Source organism: Pseudomonas sp. X10 (assembly GCF_054889225.1).
Genome location: NZ_CM142677.1, coordinates 1,862,923 through 1,886,455, shown reverse-complemented (window position 1 = coordinate 1,886,455; position 23,533 = coordinate 1,862,923). Strand labels below are relative to the sequence as shown.

The 23,533-nt window shown below is 60.8% G+C and carries 19 protein-coding genes; 12 read left to right on the top strand and 7 right to left on the bottom strand.

Going from position 1 to position 23,533, the window contains the following annotated elements:
- The first annotated feature begins 1 nt into the window (after position 1).
- Positions 2-760: a thiol:disulfide interchange protein DsbG gene (gene dsbG, locus ACYU03_RS08705; protein ID WP_461889786.1), complete on the top strand. Its 759-nt coding sequence runs from the start codon at positions 2-4 to the stop codon at positions 758-760.
- A 25-nt stretch (positions 761-785) separates the two neighbouring features.
- On the opposite strand, the gene rlmM is transcribed toward dsbG, so the two are convergent.
- Entirely contained in the window at positions 786-1,850 is a 1,065-nt protein-coding gene (gene rlmM, locus ACYU03_RS08700; protein ID WP_461889784.1) for a 23S rRNA (cytidine(2498)-2'-O)-methyltransferase RlmM, read from the bottom strand.
- A 251-nt stretch (positions 1,851-2,101) separates the two neighbouring features.
- Between rlmM and acnA the strand changes: the two genes are divergently transcribed.
- The 3 genes from acnA (at position 2,102) to ACYU03_RS08685 (ending at position 7,501) form a co-directional block, all read left to right on the top strand.
- Complete coding sequence (gene acnA, locus ACYU03_RS08695; RefSeq protein ID WP_461889782.1) at positions 2,102-4,843, top strand: aconitate hydratase AcnA; 2,742 nt, start codon at positions 2,102-2,104, stop codon at positions 4,841-4,843.
- A 125-nt stretch (positions 4,844-4,968) separates the two neighbouring features.
- Positions 4,969-5,745 carry a lysostaphin resistance A-like protein gene (locus ACYU03_RS08690; RefSeq protein WP_461889780.1) on the top strand — a complete coding sequence of 259 codons (777 nt, stop codon included), beginning with the start codon at positions 4,969-4,971 and terminating at the stop codon, positions 5,743-5,745.
- Positions 5,746-5,935: 190 nt separating this feature from the next.
- Positions 5,936-7,501 carry a methyl-accepting chemotaxis protein gene (locus tag ACYU03_RS08685; RefSeq protein WP_461889778.1) on the top strand — a complete coding sequence of 522 codons (1,566 nt, stop codon included), beginning with the start codon at positions 5,936-5,938 and terminating at the stop codon, positions 7,499-7,501.
- A 29-nt stretch (positions 7,502-7,530) separates the two neighbouring features.
- On the opposite strand, the gene ACYU03_RS08680 is transcribed toward ACYU03_RS08685, so the two are convergent.
- From ACYU03_RS08680 to ACYU03_RS08665, 4 genes are all read right to left on the bottom strand, one after another.
- Positions 7,531-8,415: a pseudouridine synthase gene (locus tag ACYU03_RS08680; RefSeq protein WP_461889776.1), complete on the bottom strand. Its 885-nt coding sequence runs from the start codon at positions 8,413-8,415 to the stop codon at positions 7,531-7,533.
- 49 nt (positions 8,416-8,464) lie between these two features.
- Positions 8,465-8,773, bottom strand: coding sequence for a transcriptional regulator (locus ACYU03_RS08675; protein ID WP_461889775.1), 309 nt, complete (start codon positions 8,771-8,773; stop codon positions 8,465-8,467).
- Between the two features lie 134 nt (positions 8,774-8,907).
- Positions 8,908-9,339, bottom strand: coding sequence for a D-Ala-D-Ala carboxypeptidase family metallohydrolase (locus ACYU03_RS08670; RefSeq protein ID WP_461889773.1), 432 nt, complete (start codon positions 9,337-9,339; stop codon positions 8,908-8,910).
- Positions 9,340-9,458: 119 nt separating this feature from the next.
- On the bottom strand, positions 9,459-9,695 hold the full coding sequence (locus tag ACYU03_RS08665; RefSeq protein WP_461889772.1) for a glutaredoxin family protein: 237 nt from the start codon (positions 9,693-9,695) through the stop codon (positions 9,459-9,461).
- A gap of 312 nt (positions 9,696-10,007) precedes the next feature.
- On the opposite strand from ACYU03_RS08665, the gene ACYU03_RS08660 reads away from it, so the two are divergent.
- The 6 genes from ACYU03_RS08660 (at position 10,008) to ACYU03_RS08635 (ending at position 17,023) form a co-directional block, all read left to right on the top strand.
- Positions 10,008-10,322 carry an ElaB/YgaM/YqjD family protein gene (locus ACYU03_RS08660; RefSeq protein ID WP_461889770.1) on the top strand — a complete coding sequence of 105 codons (315 nt, stop codon included), beginning with the start codon at positions 10,008-10,010 and terminating at the stop codon, positions 10,320-10,322.
- 9 nt (positions 10,323-10,331) lie between these two features.
- Positions 10,332-10,712: a phage holin family protein gene (locus tag ACYU03_RS08655; RefSeq protein ID WP_461889768.1), complete on the top strand. Its 381-nt coding sequence runs from the start codon at positions 10,332-10,334 to the stop codon at positions 10,710-10,712.
- On the top strand, positions 10,709-11,041 hold the full coding sequence (locus ACYU03_RS08650; protein WP_461889766.1) for a hypothetical protein: 333 nt from the start codon (positions 10,709-10,711) through the stop codon (positions 11,039-11,041). Before ACYU03_RS08655 ends, ACYU03_RS08650 begins: the two co-directional genes overlap by 4 nt.
- 81 nt (positions 11,042-11,122) lie before the next feature.
- A complete protein-coding gene (locus ACYU03_RS08645; RefSeq protein ID WP_461889764.1) occupies positions 11,123-12,454 on the top strand; it encodes a deoxyguanosinetriphosphate triphosphohydrolase in 1,332 nt (443 codons plus the stop codon).
- Between the two features lie 306 nt (positions 12,455-12,760).
- Positions 12,761-13,384: a response regulator gene (locus ACYU03_RS08640; protein ID WP_461889762.1), complete on the top strand. Its 624-nt coding sequence runs from the start codon at positions 12,761-12,763 to the stop codon at positions 13,382-13,384.
- Positions 13,385-13,393: 9 nt separating this feature from the next.
- Positions 13,394-17,023, top strand: a complete 3,630-nt coding sequence (locus tag ACYU03_RS08635) for a transporter substrate-binding domain-containing protein (protein WP_461889760.1) — start codon at positions 13,394-13,396, stop codon at positions 17,021-17,023.
- A gap of 33 nt (positions 17,024-17,056) precedes the next feature.
- On the opposite strand, the gene ACYU03_RS08630 is transcribed toward ACYU03_RS08635, so the two are convergent.
- Entirely contained in the window at positions 17,057-17,365 is a 309-nt protein-coding gene (locus tag ACYU03_RS08630; protein WP_461889758.1) for a 50S ribosome-binding protein YggL, read from the bottom strand.
- Between the two features lie 31 nt (positions 17,366-17,396).
- Here ACYU03_RS08630 and ACYU03_RS08625 point away from each other — a divergent pair, with 31 nt between their 5' ends.
- Positions 17,397-18,305 (top strand): hypothetical protein, encoded by a 909-nt coding sequence (locus ACYU03_RS08625; RefSeq protein ID WP_461889756.1) that lies wholly within the window; start codon positions 17,397-17,399, stop codon positions 18,303-18,305.
- Positions 18,306-18,561: 256 nt separating this feature from the next.
- Complete coding sequence (locus ACYU03_RS08620) at positions 18,562-19,722, top strand: hypothetical protein (protein ID WP_461889754.1); 1,161 nt, start codon at positions 18,562-18,564, stop codon at positions 19,720-19,722.
- A gap of 407 nt (positions 19,723-20,129) precedes the next feature.
- Here ACYU03_RS08620 and ACYU03_RS08615 read toward each other — a convergent pair whose 3' ends face one another.
- Positions 20,130-23,516: a P-loop NTPase fold protein gene (locus ACYU03_RS08615; RefSeq protein ID WP_461889752.1), complete on the bottom strand. Its 3,387-nt coding sequence runs from the start codon at positions 23,514-23,516 to the stop codon at positions 20,130-20,132.
- Positions 23,517-23,533: the final 17 nt, after the last annotated feature.

Here is a 23,533-nt window from a genome sequence, read left to right as displayed (position 1 = left end):
AATGCGCCTCCTCCCCCTCCTGCCCCTGACCCTCTCCCTGCTGGCCACTCCGCTGCTGCAGGCCGAAGAGCTGCCCAAGGCGATCCAGCAACTGCAAGCCAAGGGTGCCGTGATCAAGGGCAGCTTCGACGCGCCCAACGGCCTGCGCGGCTACGCCGCCGAGTACCAGAACAACGGCCTGGCCCTGTACCTGACGCCCGACGGCAAGCATGTGCTGGTCGGCAGCCTGTTCGACGAACAGGGCAAGGACCTCAGTGCCGAACCGCTGGAGAAACTGGTGTATGGCCCCATGAGCAAGGCCATCTGGGCAAAGCTGGAAAAGACCGCCTGGATAGCCGACGGCAAGGCGGATGCACCACGCACGGTGTACCTGTTCAGCGACCCCAACTGCCCCTATTGCAACATGTTCTGGCAGCAGGCCCGGCCCTGGGTCGAATCCGGCAAGGTGCAACTGCGCCATATCATGGTTGGCATCATCCGCGAGGACAGCCCCGGCAAATCGGCGGCCTTGCTGGCCAGCAAGGACCCGGTGCAAGCACTGCAGCAGCATGAAAAGGCCGGCAAGGCCAGCACGCTCAAGGCGCTGGACAAGATCCCCGAAGCGGCACAGGCCAAGCTCGATGCCAACCTGGCATTGATGGAAGAGATGGGGCTGGCCGCGACGCCGGCGATCTTCTACCTGGACGAACAGGGGCAACTGCAGAGCCAGCAAGGGGCGCCCCGTCCGGAAATGCTCGGGAAGATTCTGGGCAAGCGATGAAGCCGTGGCTGGCGCGGCACCGGCATCAACGCTTCTTGATATCCAGCCGCCGCAAATGACAGGTCACTTCCTCACGGTCGTGGTACAGCTGCTTGCAGGCGATAGACACCTTGACCTTGCGTGCCTTGAACCCCGCCTCTATACGGTCGAGCAGGCGCCGCACCTCGGCATAGCGCTGTTTCATCGGCAATTTCAGGTTGACCACCGCTTCGCGGCACAGCCCTTCGCCCAGCCAGGTTTCCAGCAGGGCAGCGCTGCGCGCTGGCTTCTCGACGATGTCGCAGACCATCCAGTCGACGGTCTGCTTGGGCCGCCAGGTGAAGCCGTCGGCCATCAGGTGCTGGACCAACCCGGTGTCCATCAGGCTCTCGGCCATGGGGCCGTTGTCGATGGCGGTCACCAGCATGCCGCGCTTGACCAACTGGTAGGTCCAGCCACCCGGCGCGGCCCCCAGGTCGACACCGGTCATGTCGCCGTGGAGGCGTTGGTCCCACTGGTCACGGGGGATGAACTGGTGCCAGGCCTCCTCCAGCTTGAGGGTCGAACGGCTCGGCGCCTCGCGCGGGAACTTCAGGCGCGGGATACCCATGGGCCAGAGCGCCGAGTTATCCGCGTCGGCCAGGCCGAGAAAGACCCGCCGACCGCTGATGAAGGTCAGCAGCAGGCGTGGACGCGAGGCATCCTCCAGCAACCGCCCGGCCTTGCCCAGAGCCTTGCGCAGGGGCACCTCGAACTTGCGGCAGAAGGTCGAAAGCTCCTTGCCGTCATTGCTGTCGAGCACTTCCAACCACAGGCTGCCGCAGACCGGGTAATCCACCAACTGTTCCAGCAACACGCTGATGCGGTCGCTCTCCGGTAGATCGACAAAGCGGCCCCGTGCCCACTGGCGCGGGAAGATCAGTTGGGCAAAGCGCAATTCACGCATCAGCCGCTCGGCACCTTCGGCCTCGTTGCAGACGAATTCGGCGCAGGCGCTGTGCGGCTTGCCCTTGGCGTAACCAGCCACACCCAGGCGCGCGGCGTGCTCGCTGATCTCGGCGCAGACCTCGCCCTCGAAGCCGGGCCGGCAATGCATGAACAGGGTATTCATCTCTCACTCCACGACGGTTGGCGAAAACCCCGCCAACCCTGATCCGGCGCAAGGCATGCGCCGGCAAAGCGGCGAATGATAAAGGAAGATCGGAACCTGCGACACGCCCCGCCGGTCCAGTATTGGGTCAGGACGGGCAAACCGGTCTAACCTGACGATTCAGCCAGGTCCGTGCCGTGCGGACCGTCACAGAGGCGGTGATACCGGCAACAATCAGGAATTGTCGGTCACCGGCGCACAAGGAGTTGGGAATGCCCTCGCTCGATAGCCTGAAGACCCTCAAGACACTGACGGTGGCCAACCGTCCTTACCATTACTACAGCCTGGCCGAAGCCGCCCGCCAACTCGGCGACCTGCAACGCCTGCCCATGTCGCTGAAGGTGCTGCTGGAAAACCTGCTGCGCTGGGAAGACGGCAAGACCGTCAACAGTGACGACCTGCGCGCACTGGCCGACTGGCTCCAGGAGCGCCGCTCCGACCGCGAGATCCAGTACCGCCCGGCGCGGGTGCTGATGCAGGATTTCACGGGCGTGCCAGCGGTGGTCGACCTGGCCGCCATGCGCGCCGCCATGGCCAAGGCCGGTGGCGATCCGCAGCGGATCAACCCACTGTCGCCAGTGGACCTGGTGATAGACCACTCGGTGATGGTCGACCGCTATGCCAGCCAACAAGCCTTCGCCCAGAACGTCGACATCGAGATGCAGCGCAACGGCGAACGCTACGCCTTCCTACGTTGGGGCCAGAGCGCCTTCGACAACTTCCGCGTAGTGCCGCCCGGCACTGGCATCTGTCACCAGGTCAACCTCGAATACCTTGGCCGCACCGTCTGGACCCGTGAGGAAGACGGCCGCACCTATGCCTTCCCCGACACCCTGGTCGGCACCGACTCACACACCACCATGATCAACGGCCTGGGTGTGCTGGGCTGGGGCGTGGGCGGTATCGAAGCGGAAGCGGCCATGCTCGGCCAGCCGGTGTCGATGCTGATTCCCGAGGTGATCGGCTTCAAGCTGACCGGCAAGCTGCGCGAAGGCATCACGGCCACCGACCTGGTGCTGACCGTCACGCAGATGCTGCGCAAGAAAGGCGTGGTCGGCAAGTTCGTCGAATTCTATGGCGACGGATTGGCCGACCTGCCTCTGGCCGACCGCGCCACCATCGCCAACATGGCACCGGAATACGGCGCCACCTGCGGCTTCTTCCCAGTCGACCAGGTGACCCTGGACTACCTGCGCCTGTCTGGCCGACCGGAAGAGACCGTACAGCTGGTCGAAGCATATTGCAAGGAACAAGGCCTCTGGCGCCTGCCCGGCCAGGAGCCGGTGTTCACCGACACCCTGGCCTTGGACATGCACCAAGTCGAGGCCAGCCTGGCCGGGCCCAAGCGTCCTCAGGACCGGGTTGCCCTGTCCGAGGTCAGCCAGGCGTTCGATGGGTTCGTCAGCTTGCAACCCAAGCCACTGAACAAGGACGTCGGACGCCTGGAAAGCGAAGGCGGCGGTGGAGTCGCCGTGGGCAATGCCGACCAGGCCGGCGAAATCAGCTACGAACACCAGGGCCAGACCCACGCCCTGCGCGACGGCGCAGTGGTCATCGCCGCCATCACCTCCTGCACCAACACCTCCAACCCAAGTGTGATGATGGCTGCCGGGCTGGTGGCGAAAAAGGCGGTGGAAAAAGGCCTGCAGCGCAAACCCTGGGTCAAGAGCTCGCTGGCTCCCGGGTCCAAGGTGGTCACCGACTACTACAAGGCCGCCGGTCTCACCCCTTATCTCGATCAGTTGGGCTTCGACTTGGTCGGCTATGGTTGCACCACCTGCATCGGCAACTCCGGCCCGCTGGACGACGCCATCGAGACCGCCATCAGCAGCGCCGATCTGACCGTGGCCTCGGTGCTCTCGGGCAACCGCAACTTCGAAGGCCGCGTGCACCCGCTGGTCAAGACCAATTGGCTGGCCTCCCCGCCCCTGGTGGTGGCCTACGCCCTGGCTGGCAGCGTACGCGTCGACCTGACCCGCGACCCTCTGGGCACCGGCAAGGATGGCCAGCCGGTCTACCTTCGTGATATCTGGCCCAGCCAGCAGGAAATCGCCGACGCCGTGGCGCAAGTCGACACCGCCATGTTCCACAAGGAGTACGCGGAGGTCTTCGCCGGCGATGCCCAGTGGCAAGCCATCGAAGTGCCACAAGCGGCCACCTACGTCTGGCAGGACGACTCCACCTACATCCAGCACCCGCCCTTCTTCGAGGGAATCGACGGCCCACCGCCGGTGATCGAGGACGTCCATGGTGCACGCATCCTGGCGCTGCTCGGTGACTCGGTGACCACCGACCACATTTCCCCAGCCGGCAACATCAAGGCCGACAGCCCGGCAGGCCGCTACCTGCGAGGCAAAGGCGTGGAGCCCCGGGACTTCAACTCCTACGGCTCGCGGCGCGGCAACCATGAGGTGATGATGCGCGGCACCTTCGCCAATATCCGCATCCGCAACGAGATGCTCGGCGGTGAGGAAGGCGGCAATACCCTGTACGTGCCCAGCGGCGAGAAGATGGCGATCTACGATGCCTCCATGCGCTACCAGGCCGAAGGCACGCCACTGGTGGTGATCGCAGGCCAGGAGTACGGCACCGGCTCCAGCCGTGACTGGGCGGCCAAGGGCACTAACCTGCTGGGGGTCAAGGCGGTGCTGGCAGAGAGCTTCGAGCGCATCCACCGCTCCAACCTGGTCGGCATGGGCGTGCTGCCGCTGCAGTTCAACACCGGGCAGAATCGCAAGAGCCTGGCCCTGAGCGGTAAGGAACGCATCGATATCCTGGGGCTGAGCGGTGCGCAGATCCGGCCAGGCATGAGCCTACCCCTGCGCATCACCCGCGAAGACGGCCAGCAGGAGCAGATCGAGGTGCTGTGCCGGATCGATACCCTCAACGAAGTGGAGTACTTCAAGGCAGGCGGCATCCTGCACTACGTACTGCGGCAGTTGATCGCAGCCTGAGACAGCGGCCCGGCCTTCCTGGGTTGGGCCTCTTGCCTACAGGAACCGGCGAAGCGGATGAGCGTGTCCTGAGCGGACTTGGCAGTGTCAAACCCTGGACCGGTTCATCAGTTCAAGGAAATGACATGCTCGCCCCTCACTGGATAGGCCTGACCCTGCTCGGCTTCGGTTATGCCCTGGCCCTGGCCTTCGGCACCCTCACTCTCCTCGCCGTACCCAGCCTGTTGGCGCTCCTTGGCGCCGGCGTGTTGGTACGCCGCCAGGCGCACTGGCAGAAAAGCCTGGGCCATGGCCTGTTCATCCTCCTGGCTATCGCCCTGGCACTGCACTGGCTGCCAGGCTTCAACGGCGCCAAGGTCATCGACAAGGCGGTGTTGAGCGAAGGCGCCCTCCCTTTCACCCTGTACCTGAACCTCGACAAGCCGCTGATAGGCGTCTGGCTGCTGCTGGCCTGTCCCTGGATACTGATGATGCGCCCACAGGGCCTGCCTGTCAGCCTGGCCCTGATCCTGCCGCTCACGGTGGCTACTTGCCTGGGGGGCGCATGGGCCCTGGGCCTCGTGGCCTGGGCTCCGAAATGGCCGGAACAGGCCTGGATCTGGTTGCTGAACAACCTGCTGCTGGTGAGCCTGACCGAGGAACTGCTGTTTCGCGGTTACATTCAGGGCGGGCTGCAACGCCTGTTCAACAACCAGGCGCTGGCCTTGGTGACAGCGGCCCTGCTGTTCGGGCTGGCACACCTGGGAGGTGGCTGGCAATGGTTCTACCTGGCCAGCCTAGCCGGGCTGGGCTATGGCCTGGCTTATCGCTATGGCGGTCTGGCGGCGGCCGTCCTCTGTCATTTCGGCCTCAACCTGGCGCACTTTGCCGGGTTCAGCTATCCAATGCTGGCTTCTGGCTAGACAACCAGCCATCATCTGACCAAATCGTCAAAATACCGAAATAATGCGGTCAAAGTTCATGAAATAGCAGCTATTTCCTACCTCAGGCGCCGCAACGCTTTATTGCGCCAGATCAAGTTCAGCAAATATCCATTCAATAAAGGCGCAGGCATGCCGATACCTTTCGAAAGCCTTGCGGATTGAACAGCAGATGCGTAACAACCAACCGATTACCCAACGCGAACGGACTTTTCCTGCCCAACAGCGCTTGATCTCGACCACCAACTCCAAGGGTGTGATCACCTATTGCAACGATGCCTTCATCGAGATCAGTGGGTTTTCCCGCGAGGAGCTGACGCACGCACCGCACAACCTGGTACGGCACCCGGATGTGCCGCCAGCGGTGTTCGCCCATATGTGGACAACCCTGAAGCAGGGCCAGCCCTGGATGGGCATCGTCAAGAACCGCTGCAAATCGGGTGACCACTACTGGGTCAATGCCTATGTAACCCCGGTCTTCGAGAACAACCAGGTGGTCGGCTTCGAGTCGGTGAGGGTCAAACCCACCGCTGAACAGATCCGTCGCGCCGAGGCGCTGTACCAGCGCATCAACCAGGGCAAACCACCCGTTCCGCGCCGCGACAAGTGGCTGCCGGTGCTGCAGGACTGGCTGCCGTTCATTCTGGTCAGCCAGATCGGTTTCCTGATCGGCAATTGGCTCGGCCACTCCTGGGGCTTCGCCCTGGCGGCAGGCCTGTCGGTGCCGCTTGGCCTGCTCGGCCTGACCTGGCAGCAACGCGGCCTCAAGCGCCTCCTGCGCCTGGCTGAGCAGACCACCTCCGACCCGCTGATCGCGCAGATGTACACCGACAGCCGCGGCGTGCAGGCGCGCCTGGAAATGGCCATGCTCAGCCAGGACGCCCGCATGAAAACCTGCCTGACCCGCCTGCAGGACAGCGCCGAACACCTCAACGAGCAAGCCCGCCAGTCAGACACTCTGGCCCACAACAGCTCGACCGGGCTCGAGCGCCAACGGGTGGAAACCGAACAGGTCGCCACGGCAGTCAGCCAGATGGCCACCACCACCCAGGAAGTGGCCAACCACGTTCAACGTACCGCCGACGCCACTCAGGAAGCCAATCGCCTGACCAGCCAGGGGCGGCAGATTGCCGGTGAAACCCGCGAGGCCATCGAGCGCCTGTCCGCAGCCGTGGGCGAAACCGGCCAGACCGTCACCCAGTTGGCCAAGGACAGCGACGAGATCGGTGGCGTCGTCGACGTGATCAAAGGCATCGCTGACCAGACCAACCTGCTGGCCCTGAACGCCGCCATCGAGGCAGCCCGTGCTGGCGAGATGGGCCGAGGCTTCGCCGTGGTCGCCGATGAAGTCCGCCAACTGGCGCAGCGCACCGCCGAGTCCACCGGGCAGATCCACAACCTGATCGCCAAGTTGCAGCAAACCGCCAGCAATGCCGTACAGACCATGGAAACCGGACACCGCCAGGCCGAGGAAGGCGTGGCACGGGTAATGGAAGCCGACCAGGCGCTGGCGGGTATCAGCGAGGCGGTGGCCAACATCACCGACATGGCCACCCAGATCGCCGCCGCCACCGAGGAACAAACCGCGGTGGCCGACGAGATCAGCCGCAACATCGCCACCATCGCCGAGTTGGCCGACCAGACCTCGGAGCAGGCGCAGCATTCTGCGTTGCTCAGCGAGGAGCTGACCCGCACCGCCACCGGGCAGTATTCGCTGGTGGAACGCTTCAACCGCTGAACCGCAGCGGCGCCCCCAGAGTGCCGCTTTTACCAGTCGAGGGTCAGCCGGCTCTCGAAGTAGCGCGCCTCCCCCGTCAGCGGGTCCTTGAAGCGCAGGCTCTGGGCCAAGAGCTTCAAGGGCCGGCCGTAATCATCCTCGACGTTCCTGAGCTGCGGATAGAACGGGTCGTTGCAGATGCTGGCCCCCAAGGCAGTCATGTGCACACGCAACTGATGGGTCTTGCCGGTCACGGGCGACAACCCGTAGCGCCACAAATCGCCCTGCCGCTCAAGCACCTCGGCCAAGGTCTCGCTGTTAGCCACACCGGGCACCTCCTGCATGCGGAAGAAGGGTTCGCCATGGACCAGCCGGCTCTTGTGCACCAAGGGAAATTCAAGGGCGGGCAAGGCCGCGGCAATGGCTTGGTAGCGCTTGTCGATCTGCCGGTTGGGGAAAAGCGACTGGTAGGCCGAGCGGCTCTGGGGATTGGCAGAAAACAGCACCAGCCCGGCAGTGTGCCGGTCGATGCGGTGCAAAGGCACCAGGTGCGGGTTGTCCAAACGGCGAATCAAGCGCCGCAGCAAGGTATGCTCGACATATTCGCCCGTCGGGGTGACTGGCAGGAAATGCGGCTTGTCGGCCACCACCAGGTGCTCGTCCACATGCAGGATCGCCTCCTGCACCGGGATCGGCTTCTCGTTCGGCACCTCGCGAAAATAGTGGATACGTAGCCCCTGGCGGTAAGGCGATTCGACACCGATGGCTTGCCCCTCGGCATCCAGCACGCGCCCACGGGCAATGCGGTCAAGCCATTGCTCACGGCTGATCGCCTTGAAGTGATCGCACAGGCAGTCGAGCACCGTCGACCAGGGCCCTGGCGGCAGGCAAACGGTGCTGGCTTGATGGCGTACCGGGTCGAAAGGCGCTGTCATGGCAAGGCTCGTGGAAACGGGGCGGGCATTATCCTCCATGCCCGGCCCCTCAACAAACCTGGCTGGACATCTCGCTGTACTCCTTGAGCCAGCGCAACACCTGCACGGCCTCCCAACGGCTGGGGTCATACAGGGCGTAGATCAGCCCCTCGTAACCCACCACGTCCAGTGGCCGGTGATAGCCGGCCCGCTGGAACAGCGCCTCGATCTCGGCGAAGCAGGTGTTGAAGTGCACCTTGCCGAACGGCGTCTTGCCCTCGGTCACCAGCCCGTCGAGTCGTAGCTCCAGCACGGCGTCATACAGCAGTTCGGGGGACATCCGGTTCACGCTGTATTTCAGTTGTTCGACATTGACCATCGGCACTCTCCATCAGCAATCTCCATCAGCAATCTCCAACTACAGGCTTCAGGCACAAGCGGTCACCCGGCCAAATACTGTATTGATATACAGTGTATGGTCGGACGTATGTCCGCGTCAAACGATGCAATGGTTTACTGAATACCCGGCAGGTAACCCGTACCCCGGCGGATGCTGAGCACCTGGCGCCGTGGCTTACCATAGGCGACCGCAAGATGCACCCAGCTGTCGAACTCCAGGATCAGTTGGTCGAACACCAGGTCGCTGTCCTGGATCCGCATCGCCAGCGACCTCGGCGTCATCTCTAACGTGGTGAAATCCGCAGCCAGGCCGCGAGTATGGGCGCTGTTCGGCGTCCCACCTACCCGCTGGTTGACCGCCGTGCTGCGGTAACCGCTGCTGATGAGGATCGGCCGGCCGATCAGGCGACGCACTTGCTCCAGGGTCGTGCAGAGGTGGTGCAGGTTCTCCCGGGTTTGCGGGTCAGGTGTATTGTCCAGGCCTTCGCGGCAGGCGACCTGGGAAGTGATCATTTCTTCGAGGGTGAAATGAGGGGTGATGAGCATATCGGTGCCTCTCCTGGCAATGCATGGGGCGTGGCCGGCCCTCCTGGCCGGTGCGCGGCGATTGTCCATGGCCGGCCCCAGGCATGCACGCAGAGATATGCATCGATTTATTAATGGCCTCAACGCAGGAAGGACACCACCTGCTCGGCATCGAACGGCCAACCGAGTTCAGCGCCCGTGTCACAGCGTCTCAATACCGGGATGCGCAGGCCGTAGCGTTCGAACAGGTCTTCGCTCTCGGCGATATCGACCAGTTCCACCAGCAGGCCGTGCTCGACGAAAGGCATCAGCAATGCCTCGGCCACCTCGCATAGGTGGCACCCCAAGGTGCCGAACAATTGGCATTCAGGAAGCATGGGTAGGTACCAACAACACCAGAATGGATGCTTATTCTAGGATCTGTTGACGTTCCATTCCAGGCCGCTCCGGCTCGCACCAAGACAGGCTCGGTCCTTCAAACAGCGCGCTCATGATATTGAAGCTGGTCTGAGGTGTTTTTTCTTGGGTTTATCGTGGATTGGGTTAAGGTTTATCGGTACAGGCCAGCACGCATGCTTGACCCTGGCGATCAGCCCCGGGGCAACGTAAAGGCTGTACCAGCACGTGCACTGAACCTTCCGCGACAGCCAAGACTCGAAATAGCCACATACACCCACAGGGAGAGACCCATGGCCAGCAAATCGGCAAAGAATGCTCAAGAGATATTGATGGCTGACTTCCAGGCCCTGGTTCGCGACACCGAGAAACTGCTCGCCGATACCGCCAACCTGGCCGGCGATCAGGCTGACGAGTTGCGCGACCAGATCCATGACAGGCTGCTGCGCGCTCGGGAAACCCTGCAACTGACTCAGGACTCGGTCCGTGAACACGGTCAGGCGGCACTCGGCAGCGCCGAGGAATACGTGCGGGAAAACCCATGGCAAGCCGTCGGCATCGCCGCCGGGGTCGGCCTGCTGATCGGCCTGCTGGCCAACCGGCGCTGAGGAACGGACATGGACAACGACGCCCTCGGCGCCGGCAGCTCGAACACGGGCAAGCGTCTCGGCGCAGCCGTGTTAGGCCTGCTGCATAGCCATATCGAACTGCTCGGCATCGAATTTCAGGAGCAGAAATCACGTACCCTCAGCCTGCTGCTGTTCGCCGGCCTGGCACTGGTTTTTGCCCTGCTCCTGCTGACAGCGCTCTCCGGCCTGTTGCTGGTGTTGCTGTGGGACAGCTATCGCCTGGCCGGGATCATCGGCCTGTGCCTGTTCTACGGTGTGGCCGCCTTGTATTGCGGGCTGCGCCTGAAGGCAGCGGTGTTCGACGAATCTTCGCCGTTCAGCGCAACCCTCGAAGAACTCGCCAAGGACCGGGAGCGCCTGTTGCCATGAGCCTGCCTGAACTCCCCAACACCCGTAATCCCCGTGAACTGCGCAAGGCATTACTGCGGCTGCGGCTGGAAATGCACCGCCAGGAGATCCGCCATGAGTCGGCCCAACTGCTCAACCCGTTGAATCGCTTGCGTGGCATGGGCCACTCGCTGCACGAGGGGCTGGGCATCAAGCACGCGCCGCTGTGGGGCATCGGTGCGGTGGTCGCGCTTGGCTTTCTCACCGGCAAGGGCGTGCGCAGCGGCAACCTTGCCCGCCTGGTGCGCCTGGGCGGCAGCCTGGCGCCCTTGATCCGGCTCTTCATGCAAAGCACCAATCGCCGCCCCTGAGCAACTGCTCGGCGCCCGCCGCTTGCGCGGGTGTCCTCGACACGGGAAGCTATGGCGACTCACCCGATGGGAGATCGAGCCTTGGATTGGCACACCCTGCTTACCCGCGAACGCCTGGGCAAAGCCCTGTACAGCCCGGAAGAACTGGGGCGTAGCCCCTTCCACAAAGACCACGACCGTATCATCTTCTCCGGCGCCTTCCGCCGCCTGGGACGCAAGACCCAGGTCCATCCGGTGTCGAGCAACGACCATATCCATACCCGTCTGACCCACTCGCTGGAGGTCAGCTGCGTCGGCCGCTCGCTGGGCATGCGGGTCGGTGAGACTCTGCGCGACAGCCTGCCGCAATGGTGCGAACCCAGCGACCTGGGCATGGTCGTGCAGTCCGCGTGCCTGGCACACGATATCGGCAACCCGCCGTTCGGCCATTCCGGGGAAGATGCCATCCGCCATTGGTTCCAGCAGGCAGCAGGACGTGGCTGGCTGGATGCCATGAACGATGACGAGCGCGCCGACTTTCTCAACTTCGAGGGCAACGCCCAAGGCTTCCGTGTCCTGACCCAGCTCGAATACCACCAGTTCGACGGCGGTACCCGCCTGACCTACGCCACCTTGGGCACCTATCTTAAATACCCGTGGAGCGCCCGGCACGCCGACGCCCTGGGCTACAAGAAGCACAAGTTCGGTTGCTACCAGAGCGAACTACCGCTGCTGGAACAGATCGCCCGTAAACTGGGCCTGCCACAATTGGAAGAACAGCGCTGGGCACGTCACCCGCTGGTTTACCTGATGGAGGCCGCGGACGACATCTGCTATGCCCTGATCGACCTGGAAGACGGGCTGGAGATGGGCCTGCTGCAATACACTGAGGTCGAGTCCCTGCTGCTCAGCCTGGTCGGCGACGATCTGCCCGATACCTACCGCCAGCTCGGACCCGGCGATTCGCGCCGGCGCAAACTGGCGATCCTGCGCGGCAAGGCCATCGAGCACCTGACCAACGCTGCGGCCCGGGCCTTCGTCGAACAGCAGCAAGCCCTGCTCGCGGGACAGTTGCCCGGTGACCTGGTCGAGCACATGCATGGCCCGGCCAAGCGTTGCGTGCTGCAAGCCAAGGACATGGCACGCAAGAAGATCTTCCAGGACAAGCGCAAGACCCTCCACGAGATTGGTGCCTACACGACCCTGGAAATCCTCCTCAATGCCTTTTGCGGAGCGGCCTTGGAACAGCATGGCGGGCGTACCCCGTCCTTCAAGAGCCGGCGCATTCTCGACCTGCTCGGCAACAATGCCCCCGACCCGACCGGGTCGTTGCACAGTGCATTCCTGCGCATGATCGACTTCATCGCCGGCATGACCGACAGCTACGCCAGCGAAATGGCCCGGGAGATGACTGGACGTTCCAGCCCAACCTGAGAGCAGCGGCCTGTAACCCCGAAGCCCGGGTATCGGGCTGTTACAGGCCGCCGCTGCGAATTCGTAAACGATGAAAAGTCTTACAGTTCAGATAAGTAATTAAACAAACCTGCAAGACTCTTCATATCAAGTTACCCATCGACAGTTGACAGATATCCCTCCTAGAAAAAAGCGTAATCCTACGGCTTTTATTTTGTAAGTATTTTCCCATATATCGATCACTCCCCCTTCCAGTCATGTCCGTCGACTTCCAACTGAGCTAAGGTGCCCCACAATTTCTGACACCCGTTGAATGGAAGGTTGATTATGCATTCTGTTTTTATTGTCGACGATCATCCGGTCATCCGCCTGGCGGTCCGCATGTTACTGGAGAACCAGAGTTACAAGGTCGTCGGCGAGTCGGACAATGGCGTCGATGCCATGCAGATGATTCGTGAGTCCCGGCCCGATCTGGTCATTCTTGATATCAGTATTCCCAAGCTGGACGGTCTGGAAGTGCTGTCGCGCTTCCAGGCCATGGCCATGCCGATGAAGGTGCTGGTGCTGACCGCCCAGACGCCCGCCTTGTTCGCCATACGTTGCATGCATTCAGGGGCGGCCGGCTATGTCTGCAAGCAGGAAGACCTCAGCGAGTTGCTCAGTGCGGTAAAAGCCGTTCTTTCCGGTTACAACTACTTTCCCAGCCAGGCCATCAATGTCGGCCACGACGAGACCCACAGCCAGGACCTGGAGTTGTTCCGACACGTCAACGACCGGGAACTGATGGTGCTGCAACTTTTCGCCCAAGGCCGCAGTAACAAGGAAATCGCCAAGGGTATGTTCCTCAGTAATAAAACAGTCAGTACATATAAGAAACGCCTGATGCAGAAGTTGAAAGTCGGCTCCTTGGTCGAACTGATCGATATGGCAAAACGCAACGCCCTGGTTTGAGGTCATTCAATGTCAAGGTGTGTTGCCGGCCTGCTCCTGTCCTGCACTCTCTTGCTCCTGGCAAGCGTCCCGGCTTGGGCATCCAGCATGGAGCCCCCGCACTACACCCTGCTTAGCCGTTCGCGAGCGACCCCGCCCAGTCTGCCGCTGACCCCGGCGCAAACTCGCTGGCTGGGTGCTCGGCGAGCGCTGGTACTGGGCACCTCGGCGCCGGACTACCCCCCCTTCGATATCACGTCCAGCGGCCGGGACTACCAAGGCCTGACCGCCGACTATGCCGGCCTGGTCGGCACGGCCCTGGGCCTGCCGGTCAAGGTCCTGCGCTTCGCCTCCCGCCAGGCGGCCATCGATGCCCTGGTGCAGGGACGGATCGACCTGCTCGGCAGCGCCAATGGTTTCGAGGCCTCGAACAGCGGGGTCGCGCTGTCTCACCCCTATGCTATCGACCAACCCGTGCTGGTCACCCGCGAGGACGAGAAGCGGCCATTGGACACAGGCCTGGAAGGCCTGCGGCTGAGCATGCTCTACCATTACCTGCCGTTGGACGAAGTTCGCGCCACGTATCCCAAGGCTACCCTGCTCTCCTACCCTTCCTATCAGAACGCCCTCAATGCCGTGGCGTTCGACCAAGCCGACGTGTTCATCGGCGATACCCTCTCGACCCACTACCACATCAACCAGGGTCACCTGCCCAACATCAAGATGGCCAACTTCGGCAAGCACGAGCCGGTCGGTTTCAGCTTTGCCCTGCGCAAGGACAACCAGACACTCCTGGACTTGGTCAATGCCACGCTCGACAGCCTATCCAGCGCCACGCGCGAGGATATCTACCAACGCTGGAGCGCCGGGGGCAGCAGACTGCTGACCGACCGCAAACTGCAACTGTCTCCTCGCGAAGAGCAGTGGCTGCAGCAATACCCGGTGATGCGCGTGGTCGTCAACGAGACCGCTGCTCCCCTTACGTTCTTCGACAACCATGGCAACTTTCGTGGCATCGCCGCTGACCTGCTCGAACTGATCCGCCTGCGCACCGGCCTGCGCTTCGAAGTGCAGCGTGCCAACGGCATCGGCGACATGATCGAACAGGTACGCCAAGGCCACGCCGACGTGATCGCAGCCATTTCATCAGGCGGACGGCGCAACGACATCCTCAGCATCAGCCGGCCCTACCTGGAGAACTCCTACGTGCTGGTGACCCGGGGCGGCAAGGACCAACCCAGCACCCTGGAGCAATTGGACGGACGGCGCGTCGCGGTAACCCGTGACAGCGCCATGGCGGACTTGCTGTCGAGGCGTATCCCACAGGCCCACCGGGTGGAAACCGAAAGCGCCTTCCATTCCATGACCCTGCTCGGCACCGGCCAGGTGGATGCCGCGATTGCCGCCCTGATCAATGCCAACTACGCACTGGCCACCAACCGCGGTCTTGTGATTCGCGGCTCGGTCGGCGCCGAACCTGCGACCTTCTCCATGGCCACCACACGCCAGGCCAAGGAGTTGTCGTCGATTCTCGACAAGGCGCTGCTGAGCATCAGCCCAGAAGAACTGGGCGTGATCAACAATCGCTGGCGCGGCTACAGCGCGCACGACGATGCCTACTGGCAGACCTACCAACGCCTGATATTGCAGGTCGTGCTCGGTACCAGCCTGATGCTGTTGCTGTCCCTGGGCTGGAACGCACGGCTGCGCCGCCAGATCAAACAACGCCAGGCTGCCGAGCGCGCCTTGAATGACCAGCTCGAGTTCATGCGCGCCCTGCTCAACGGCACACCCCACCCGATCTATGTGCGCGACCGCGAAGGTCGCCTGCAGAGTTGCAACGACAGCTACCTGGACGCCGTTCAGGCAACGCCCGAAGACGTCATCGGAAAACGCGTGCAGGAAAGCCTGTTCACGCATTGCGAGTACACCCGGCAGATCCAGGCGGACTACCGGCAGGTCATGGAAGAAGGCAAGCCGTTGATCCTCGATCGTCCGCTGCGCCTGAAGAACCGCGAACTGACCATCTATCACTGGATCCTGCCCTATCGCGACTCGCTAGGCGAAATGCAAGGCATCATCGGCGGCTGGATCGACATCAGCGAACGCCGCGAACTGGTCCAGGACCTGCGCCTGGCCAAACAGCAGGCCGACGATGCCAATCGTGCGAAAAGCACCTTCCTCGCCACGATCAGCCATGAGATCCGCACACCGATGAACGCTGTCATCGGCATGCTCGAATTGTCCCTAAAACGCGCCGAACAGGGGCAGTTGGACCGCCCGGCAATCGAGGTGGCCTATCACTCGGCCAAGGATCTGCTGGGATTGATCGGCGATATTCTCGATATCGCCCGCATCGAGTCAGGCCATATGACACTGGCCCCAGAACCGGTGGCGATCGCCGGACTGGTCGAGTCGGTGAGACGGGTATTCGACGGCCTGGCACAACAGAAAGGGCTCGCACTAGAGGTCGCCATCGAGCCCGCCGCCCATTGCCATGCCCTGCTCGACCCGCTGCGCTTCAAGCAAGTGCTGTCCAATCTGGTCAGCAACGCCATCAAGTTCACCGAACAGGGCCACGTACGCATCCATGTGGATGTGCGTGAAGAAGGCGTGCCCGCGCGGCCTGTCCTGGACCTCGAAGTATGCGACACCGGCATCGGCATCCGGGAGGCTGACCAGCAGCGCCTGTTCAGCCCCTTCGCCCAGGCCAACCCCAACAGCGAAGCAGCCCAGGCCGGCACCGGCCTGGGCCTGGTCATCAGCCGTAGTTTGTGTGAAATGATGGGAGGCCAGTTGACCCTGGCCAGCCTTTTCGGCGTAGGCACCCGGGTCAAGCTGCTGATGCCTCTGGAGTGCGTCGCTGCCAGCTCCCCGGCAACAGGCCCCGAACAGGGTTTCTGCACCCCCGACCCCCGGCTCAAGATATTGGTAGTCGACGATCATCCGGCCAACCTGCAACTGATGGCCCAGCAGTTGAACTTCCTGGGCCTGAGCCAGCAAAACGCCCGGGACGGGCGCGAGGGCCTGCGGGCCTGGCAGACCGGCCGCTTCGACGTGGTCATCATCGACTGCAACATGCCGCACATGAATGGCTACCAACTGGCCGAAGCCATACGTGCTCACGAGAACCAACGGCGTTGGCCACGCAGTACCCTGTTGGGCTACACCGCCAACGCACAACCGGAAGTTCGCCAACGTTGCCTGGCGGCAGGCATGGACGATTGCCTGCTCAAACCGATCAGCCTGCAGGCACTCGGTCAGCGATTGACGGCGGCGCCACATCTGGGCTGGCCCCCCGCTTGCTTCAATCTCCAAGGATTAGCGGCAATCGTCGGTGAAGACCCACGAGAGCATGACAGGCTGCTCAAGGCCCTCTGCCACAGCCTTCGCGAAGACCTTCACGGGCTGATGAGTATCGAGCCCTGCAACGACAGCACGGCACTGGCAGACCAGGCACACAAGATCCTGAGCGCCGGACGAATGCTCGAAGCGAAGGTATTGGTGGAGGCCTGCGAACAGTTGGAGAAGGACTGCAGGCAAGGATTGCCGGCAGCACTGCTCAAGCAGCGGCGGCTAAGACTGGCGCGGCAGATGCGCCGCGTGGAAAACGCCCTGGCGAAACAGCTCGAAAGCAGCCCAGGGAGACAGGCAGGTTGAAGCGGCACGCCACAGGCGGCCGCTTCATCCGTATCAGGAAGCTGGGTTGACCGGCTTCTCTGGATACCAGGCGTCCAGCAGCGGACTGACTTCGATCTTGGTCAGTTCGCTACGGCCCTTGAGCCAGGCTTCAACAGTCGCGCGCTGTTCTTCGCTGACCGAGCCACGCTTAGCCAGGCAGACCAGGCCGAAGTCGTCGCCGCCCACATAGTCCAGGCCATTGGCATCCATGGCTTCTTCAAGGAAGGCATCGAGGAAGGTGTCGATGGCTTCATCGGACAGGTCTTCCTTGAAGTCCAGGTTGAGCTCGAAACCCAGCTCTTTGCTTTGACTACTTAGCAAGCCATGTCATTGTTCTCTAAAGGCCCACAGAATGCGGCTTACAGACCACATTACCACCTCTAAAAAAATGACAATTATCAAAAACACCTCAGCCATCCGCCAACACCCCCTCACCGCCATTGATGGCGAGGTTGGAGACCTGATCCTCCAATCTGCCGAGTCGTTACGTCAGTCGCTCAATCTCAAAAGCTTCGTCATCAGACCTCAACTGATGGCGCTTGAAGCCTACTGCGACGTGATGGGCCATCGGGTCACAATGGACACGCTCCGCTCCCCCGAGATTCAGGAAATCCTGGAAGGCTTCACTACCGCAATGGCCGGAGAGGCACTCATCGTCCTGCCGGATAGAGAGCCCATCAAATTTTGCCGCACCCTCTATCAGGTGCTGAATGAAGCCAGAGCAAAATACCCAGACCACCACCGATTGGAATGGGACTTCCGGACTTTCAAACCAGACCCGGAGGTGTGCATTGCAATCCGAGCACGCACAAACGAATTTCACGAGTGGTACTGGAAAGGTTGGGACATCCAACAGCCACGGCAGGCAGCTGTATATCTGCGTCTAGCCCAGCTGGTCGTCCCCTATGGCCGGACATTTGTACAGGACGTTTACGAAGAGCTGCTGCAGTATTTCCGGAACCGTACGGGCAGATTCCGTAGCGAATGGAACATCCTGTTTGACTACCTCGCCAAGCACCACCGTTCCTGGCCACTGAGCCGGTTCAAAACGGAGGCGGGACTTAAGCAGTTCATGCAGGAGTTCTTCATTTCCTATTTTAACAATGCCAAGAAAGCCGAGCTGGACGCTCAGTCTCAGATCAAAAACTGGAACCGATTCCTTAACTCTGTAGAGCAATGCATGGATGGCGTTGAAGTGACACGAAAATGCGTTAGCGAAGAGATGCCGTTCGGGAGGAGGCAGGCATCATCGCCTTGCTAGGCAATGCGGCTATCCAAACTGCTGAGGGAGCTAGCTTCATCAAAGCCAATCTCAGATAACCTGAGGCCCGGCGCATAGCGGCAAACCCACGCGCCGCTCCACCATTTTCCTCACGCCACCAGATCGCGGTGGAGATTTACCGCAGTTGGCAGGGGATGAGGTTCAACCACTGGTCTCGGCAACTACGACGCTACCCTTGAGATCCCCCCGCACCTACAATCGCAGCATGCAATCAAAACAGACATGGTGAGGCGTTATGGCACGCAGATGGTTGAAGCAGGAACGGCGGACTAAAGAAGAGCTTTTCGATGCCTTGGTGCGAAACGCCTTAGGCTTTGTGAATACCTCCATCGATCATCTCCAGCACAAACCCAAGAACGCCATTGTCGACCTTTACACGGCTATTGAGCTATTCCTGAAAGCCCGGCTCATGAAAGAGCACTGGACACTGATGCTGTCCAAGCCCGAGACCGGCGACCTCCAAAACCTGGCCGTTGGTGATTTCCTTTCCGTCTACCTGGATGACGCGCTGAAGCGAATCGAATCGATTCTTGGAGAGAAAATCGACAAGGGCGCGTCTGAAAACTTCAAGGCTTTGGGTGAGCATCGCAATCAGATTGTCCATTTCGCCCACTCAGGAATGGATAATCCGGGCAAGACACAAGCAGGCATGATCGCCGAGGCGTGGGCGTCTTGGCACTACCTGCATTCAATGTTGGCTGGGCCATGGGAAGCCATCTTCCAGCCCTACTCTGCTGAGCTGCAGGTGCTTAACCGACGCATGATGCGGCAGGGTGAGTTCATCAAAACCCGGTTCGAGATTCTTAAGCCTCAAATCGAAATCCAAGAGAAGCAAGGCAAACAGGTCGTTCCCTGCGGTCATTGCCACATGCCCGCCGCGATTGTTGGTGAGACCCATTCCTGGGGGGCTGACTACACCTGCATAGTTTGCGGAGTGGATGACACTGCGGTCGAGGAGTGCCATGCAGAGTTGCCCTGCCCCAGCTGCAGCGCTCCATTGAAATTCTTCCAGAAGGACTTGCATGCCTGCCCAAGCTGCGGCCAAGCGGTCGATACCGACATCCTGATCGACCTCTGCTCCAAGCACTTTACCGAGGGAGACGCCTGGTGTGATGAAGACCAGGTAAACATCGCCTCCTGCCACAAGTGTGAGCACCCTCAGCCATCGGTTTTCTTCATAGACGGAATGTGGAGCTGCGTATCGTGCTTTGATCGGGGTTGGAAAGCGATTACGTGCGAGCGATGTGATGAATTCGTCACGGGCGACGTGGAGAGAATTCAATACTTTGCCTGCCACAAATGTGAGTCCCAGGTGCGTCAGGAGCTCCTGCGGGAAGCAGAAGCTCCTGACGCACCGGGTATGAAGGCGGCGCAGAGACCACCCACTGAGCCATAAGCGACGGAGCCACTCAACTCATGCTGCCAGCGCCCTGCTTTCCGAAATGGATAGACTAAACAGGTGGAGCGAGCAGGCATTCTGAATGGATGCGCCAGGTTGCAGACAATCCTGAACGACCTGGGCTTTGAAAGGCTATGGATAAGAGGTTCGTTGGCGCATGGAAATCCTGGCGATAAGGGTGATCGCGTCCGCTTAAAAATACGCGGATACCATCGCCCTTAAAGCTGGAGTTCGGAAGGTGAGTTCGCCGGACGCTTACGCTGAATTCACCACCATTAACCTTACTAGCCATGGACGTCGCCAGCCTTGCTGGTCATGTAAGTGCGAGCTTTCCTGGCCACATTGGGTGTGCTCCGCTCCGGGCCGGCACGCTTCACGCAGCGGCCCAGAGCGGGAACTGGCCATCAGGTGTCTTGCTCAGGTTCCGGATCACGCGCAGCCCTTGTGAGCGACTGGATCAGGCGTTTGAAGCCTTTGGTTTGAGCAAACTTTTTGTAGAGGGCCGGGGTGATTTCAGACAGCTTGGCAACAGCTTCCCCCATCGTGTTCCTGAGTTCTGTCGAGTACTTGAACGCCGCGATCTGCTCGGCCTTCGCATCGAAGAATTTGGCCAAGGCGGGAAGGCTGTCGGGGTTGCGGCTCAGGTACGCCAGGAACAGGACGATCCGTTGAACCTCTTGCGGGTTAGACGGCTGAACATCCGGGATGAGGTGGCCATATTTCGATAACGGGATTGCGAAATCATCAGGCTCCACCGACTCCGCGAAGAGCATCTTTCTCAATCGAATACCGATGACGTCGCGCTGCTGGGCATCAAGCAACTTGAGCAGCGAATCCATCATGGCGTACTGAGGCGCTCCCCACGGCGAAGCCACGGTGCCGCTCGCGAGGGAGTTGAGCACGTCGATCAACGCATCGCCGACAGCCGCGATCGACTGTATAGACTCTTGATTGCTCACTATCCCATTCAGGATTGCCTGGTGCTGCTTGGCCCCCGCCGAGATGGTCTGTACCCACTCATCACAAGTCCGCTCCTCGCTCGTGAGCTGCTTGAGTAGAACCTCGCGAGTTTTCGGCAGCACACTTTCATCCGCCTCCATGACGACACTGATCAACCGGACGTCCGCCTTCAGAGCGTCCTTGGAGGCTTCTGCAATATAAGTGTCCCATGCTGTGAGCCAAGCCGCGAAATCGGCCTCGGCAAGGCCAACCTGGGAAAGCGCCTGAGTAATCACGCTAAATTTGGTAGCAACCATCTGGGAGCTCAGGTGCCCAATACGCCGCTCTTGGATCAGGTAAGCCAGGTAGGTCGCAACCGACTCACCCACTTGGGCGTCGTCAACGAGTTGGAACAAAGCCGCTGTGGTAAGCGATGCGTTTGCCAAGGCCCGGAAGACTGACGACTCGAAGACACCATCCAGATCATCGAGCTTGGCGAGTGAATCGGCGTCGGCTTGCCGAATGTACGTCACTGCCGCCACCGCCTTAATCAGCGGGCTGGCATTGTTCGCCAGCAACGTTGTAATCGCAGTGCCGATGACCTGGTCGACATTCGCAGCCAAACCAAGTCCCAGCACCGCGCTCTCTACTTCCCCAGCAGCGCCTGTGGCTTTCGCCAGAATGGCCACGTCACCAGCCGAAATGCCACCGGTAATACCGCCGCCAAACTTACGCTCGCTGTACAACCATTCGAGAGCAGGCACGACGCAATTGGTCGGCATTACCGCTATGCCCATCTGGTGATCGGCACAGCTGACCAACTGCGCGTGTGCATCTGGCAGTCCCGCGTTCGCAAAGGTAAACCCACTGGCCTTGATCACGTTCAGATGGGCAATATCAGGCAGCAGATGCATCACATACTCGGAACGCTTAACAACGACCGCTTCAAACTCCAGCCCTAGCGCTTGGAGGTAATAGTCGTATTCCTGCATGAGATCCCAGGCCGGCGTCAGTTGTTCAGGATCGAACGCACCGTTCAGAATTTTCAGCAGGCCGGTTTTCAGCTGACCGCCATGAGCGTTCAGTAGCTGCCCCTTCAACCCATGGCCTTTGCAATACCGTATCGCGTCGTAGAACTCTTCAGACCCCGCTTTTGCTTCGCCGAACAAATCAAGTTGCGCACTATTGATCAGCTCCAGGAGGGACTCAATCCAGTCGCCTTCACGCGCCTGATGTGCCCCGGAAATGGTTGGCAGCAGAGAAGCCAGCGATGGGCGCAGTGACAGGAGGCGCTTCATAGCGTCAGAGAAGCCGAACAGAGAAGTAAGCCCGCCCAACGCGTCGTGATCCGCGTTGGCAAAGGCTTCTGCCAGTGGCGTATCCAAGAGCTCGGCGATCGCGATATCACCCGTAGTCAGATAATGGATCTGCAGGAACTGGATCTGCCAGCCGGTCTCCATGGAGACGCCGAGAGTGGCGCCCAGCAGGGCTCTGGTATCCTTGACTAGCCCTGCTTGCTCCTCCCCAATTTCATTCTGATAGGTCTCCGAGAAACCATCAGTACGCAGTATCTCCACCAGCGAGAGGTCGGCGTATTTGCAGAGCAGGAGATGGCTAGCGATAGCCAAGAGGCTGATCTCCTCCCCTACCACCAAGGCTGTCGTGGCGATGTCGTTGATGAATTTCTTCTGCAGCCGGGGCGTGACCAGGTTGTTGGCCATGGGGCTGTGGCGCTGCAGCAGTTGTGCGCACTGCTCAATGACGTTTCCGTCGACATCCGGGAAGCTATGGTTCCACAACTGACGGAAGCCATCTTTCCAGCCCGAGGTGATGACCGGCGGAGAACGGAAAACCACCGGGAATTTTTTCGCTATGAAGTCCCTGGCATCGTACCGTCGATCACCGTCAGCCTTCAGGTATTCCGCCACCTTGTTGGAGCAAAACGGAACGATCACCGTCAGATTCGCAGCCTTTGTCGCGACCTCGATGAAGATCTCTAGGTCACTCCACACCGACCGCAGGCTGTCCTTTGGCAGGCGATCAAGGTTGTCCAGGATGATGACGAAACGCTTGCCTTCAACCACCTTCAACTGTTCGAGAAGCGTCTTTTTGAGATCAAGAGGCGTCACCTCCTTACCGACCTCAATCTTCTCCTCAATATGGTCATCGCTGGAACCTTTGAACAGGCTCAGTAGACTCCATTTCTGGGCGCCGACTCGCACTTTCCTATGCCAAAGCTTGGCAGCGCCAAGGATCAGCACGGGGCTGAAAAACGAAACGAGGTGCACCGCTACAAGCCACCAAAACGGATCTTGCAGTGTGTTGGTGAGCGCGGCGGCTTCCGGCGACGTCCCTGTGATGGAGGCATGAGAACTACGCGAAAGTGCGAAAAGCTCACGGAATGAGGTGGCGGCGAAAAACAGGCTGGCGACCAGTGCCAACGCCCAAGCACTGACCCGGCTCGTTGTTCGTTTGTTGTACTCGAACAAGCGCCCGAGGGCTCGATCGCGAGAGGCTTTCAGCGTCTCAGCTGCCCGGCTGACATGAGGCACTTCCTTGAGCACCTCATCAGTGAAGAGCTCGATGAAATTGCTCTTTGTCGACCCCTGGTAATTCTGCTCGCAGTCGAAAAACCAGACCCTGAAATCGGAGTCAGCAGCTGTCAGCTTTACCTTCAGCATGTTCAGAATGGAGCTCTTACCAGAGCCAAACTCACCATCCAGGCCCACGACCTTTGAGGGGCCGTCACTCAGCAAATGACGGTTGATTGCATCCGCCACCTTGTCATGACTACCACCGGGGAACACGTCCTGGGTTGCAGGGTGCTCGGTATGGAAATTGATCGACCGCATAGAAGTCCTTTTATGCA

Bases quoted from the DNA above. Each gene is read 5' to 3' on its own strand.
- ACYU03_RS08620 (WP_461889754.1), top strand. From the start codon at position 18,562: ATGGCACGCAGATGGTTGAAGCAGGAACGGCGGACTAAAGAAGAGCTT.
- ACYU03_RS08650 (WP_461889766.1), top strand. From the start codon at position 10,709: ATGAGCCTGCCTGAACTCCCCAACACCCGTAATCCCCGTGAACTGCGC.
- ACYU03_RS08625 (WP_461889756.1), top strand. From the start codon at position 17,397: ATGCGGCTTACAGACCACATTACCACCTCTAAAAAAATGACAATTATC.
- ACYU03_RS08685 (WP_461889778.1), top strand. From the start codon at position 5,936: ATGCGTAACAACCAACCGATTACCCAACGCGAACGGACTTTTCCTGCC.
- ACYU03_RS08655 (WP_461889768.1), top strand. From the start codon at position 10,332: ATGGACAACGACGCCCTCGGCGCCGGCAGCTCGAACACGGGCAAGCGT.
- ACYU03_RS08615 (WP_461889752.1), bottom strand. From the start codon at position 23,516: ATGCGGTCGATCAATTTCCATACCGAGCACCCTGCAACCCAGGACGTG.
- ACYU03_RS08690 (WP_461889780.1), top strand. From the start codon at position 4,969: ATGCTCGCCCCTCACTGGATAGGCCTGACCCTGCTCGGCTTCGGTTAT.
- ACYU03_RS08670 (WP_461889773.1), bottom strand. From the start codon at position 9,339: ATGCTCATCACCCCTCATTTCACCCTCGAAGAAATGATCACTTCCCAG.
- ACYU03_RS08660 (WP_461889770.1), top strand. From the start codon at position 10,008: ATGGCCAGCAAATCGGCAAAGAATGCTCAAGAGATATTGATGGCTGAC.
- ACYU03_RS08680 (WP_461889776.1), bottom strand. From the start codon at position 8,415: ATGACAGCGCCTTTCGACCCGGTACGCCATCAAGCCAGCACCGTTTGC.
- dsbG (WP_461889786.1), top strand. From the start codon at position 2: ATGCGCCTCCTCCCCCTCCTGCCCCTGACCCTCTCCCTGCTGGCCACT.
- ACYU03_RS08635 (WP_461889760.1), top strand. From the start codon at position 13,394: ATGTCAAGGTGTGTTGCCGGCCTGCTCCTGTCCTGCACTCTCTTGCTC.
- rlmM (WP_461889784.1), bottom strand. From the start codon at position 1,850: ATGAATACCCTGTTCATGCATTGCCGGCCCGGCTTCGAGGGCGAGGTC.
- ACYU03_RS08675 (WP_461889775.1), bottom strand. From the start codon at position 8,773: ATGGTCAATGTCGAACAACTGAAATACAGCGTGAACCGGATGTCCCCC.
- ACYU03_RS08665 (WP_461889772.1), bottom strand. From the start codon at position 9,695: ATGCTTCCTGAATGCCAATTGTTCGGCACCTTGGGGTGCCACCTATGC.
- acnA (WP_461889782.1), top strand. From the start codon at position 2,102: ATGCCCTCGCTCGATAGCCTGAAGACCCTCAAGACACTGACGGTGGCC.
- ACYU03_RS08640 (WP_461889762.1), top strand. From the start codon at position 12,761: ATGCATTCTGTTTTTATTGTCGACGATCATCCGGTCATCCGCCTGGCG.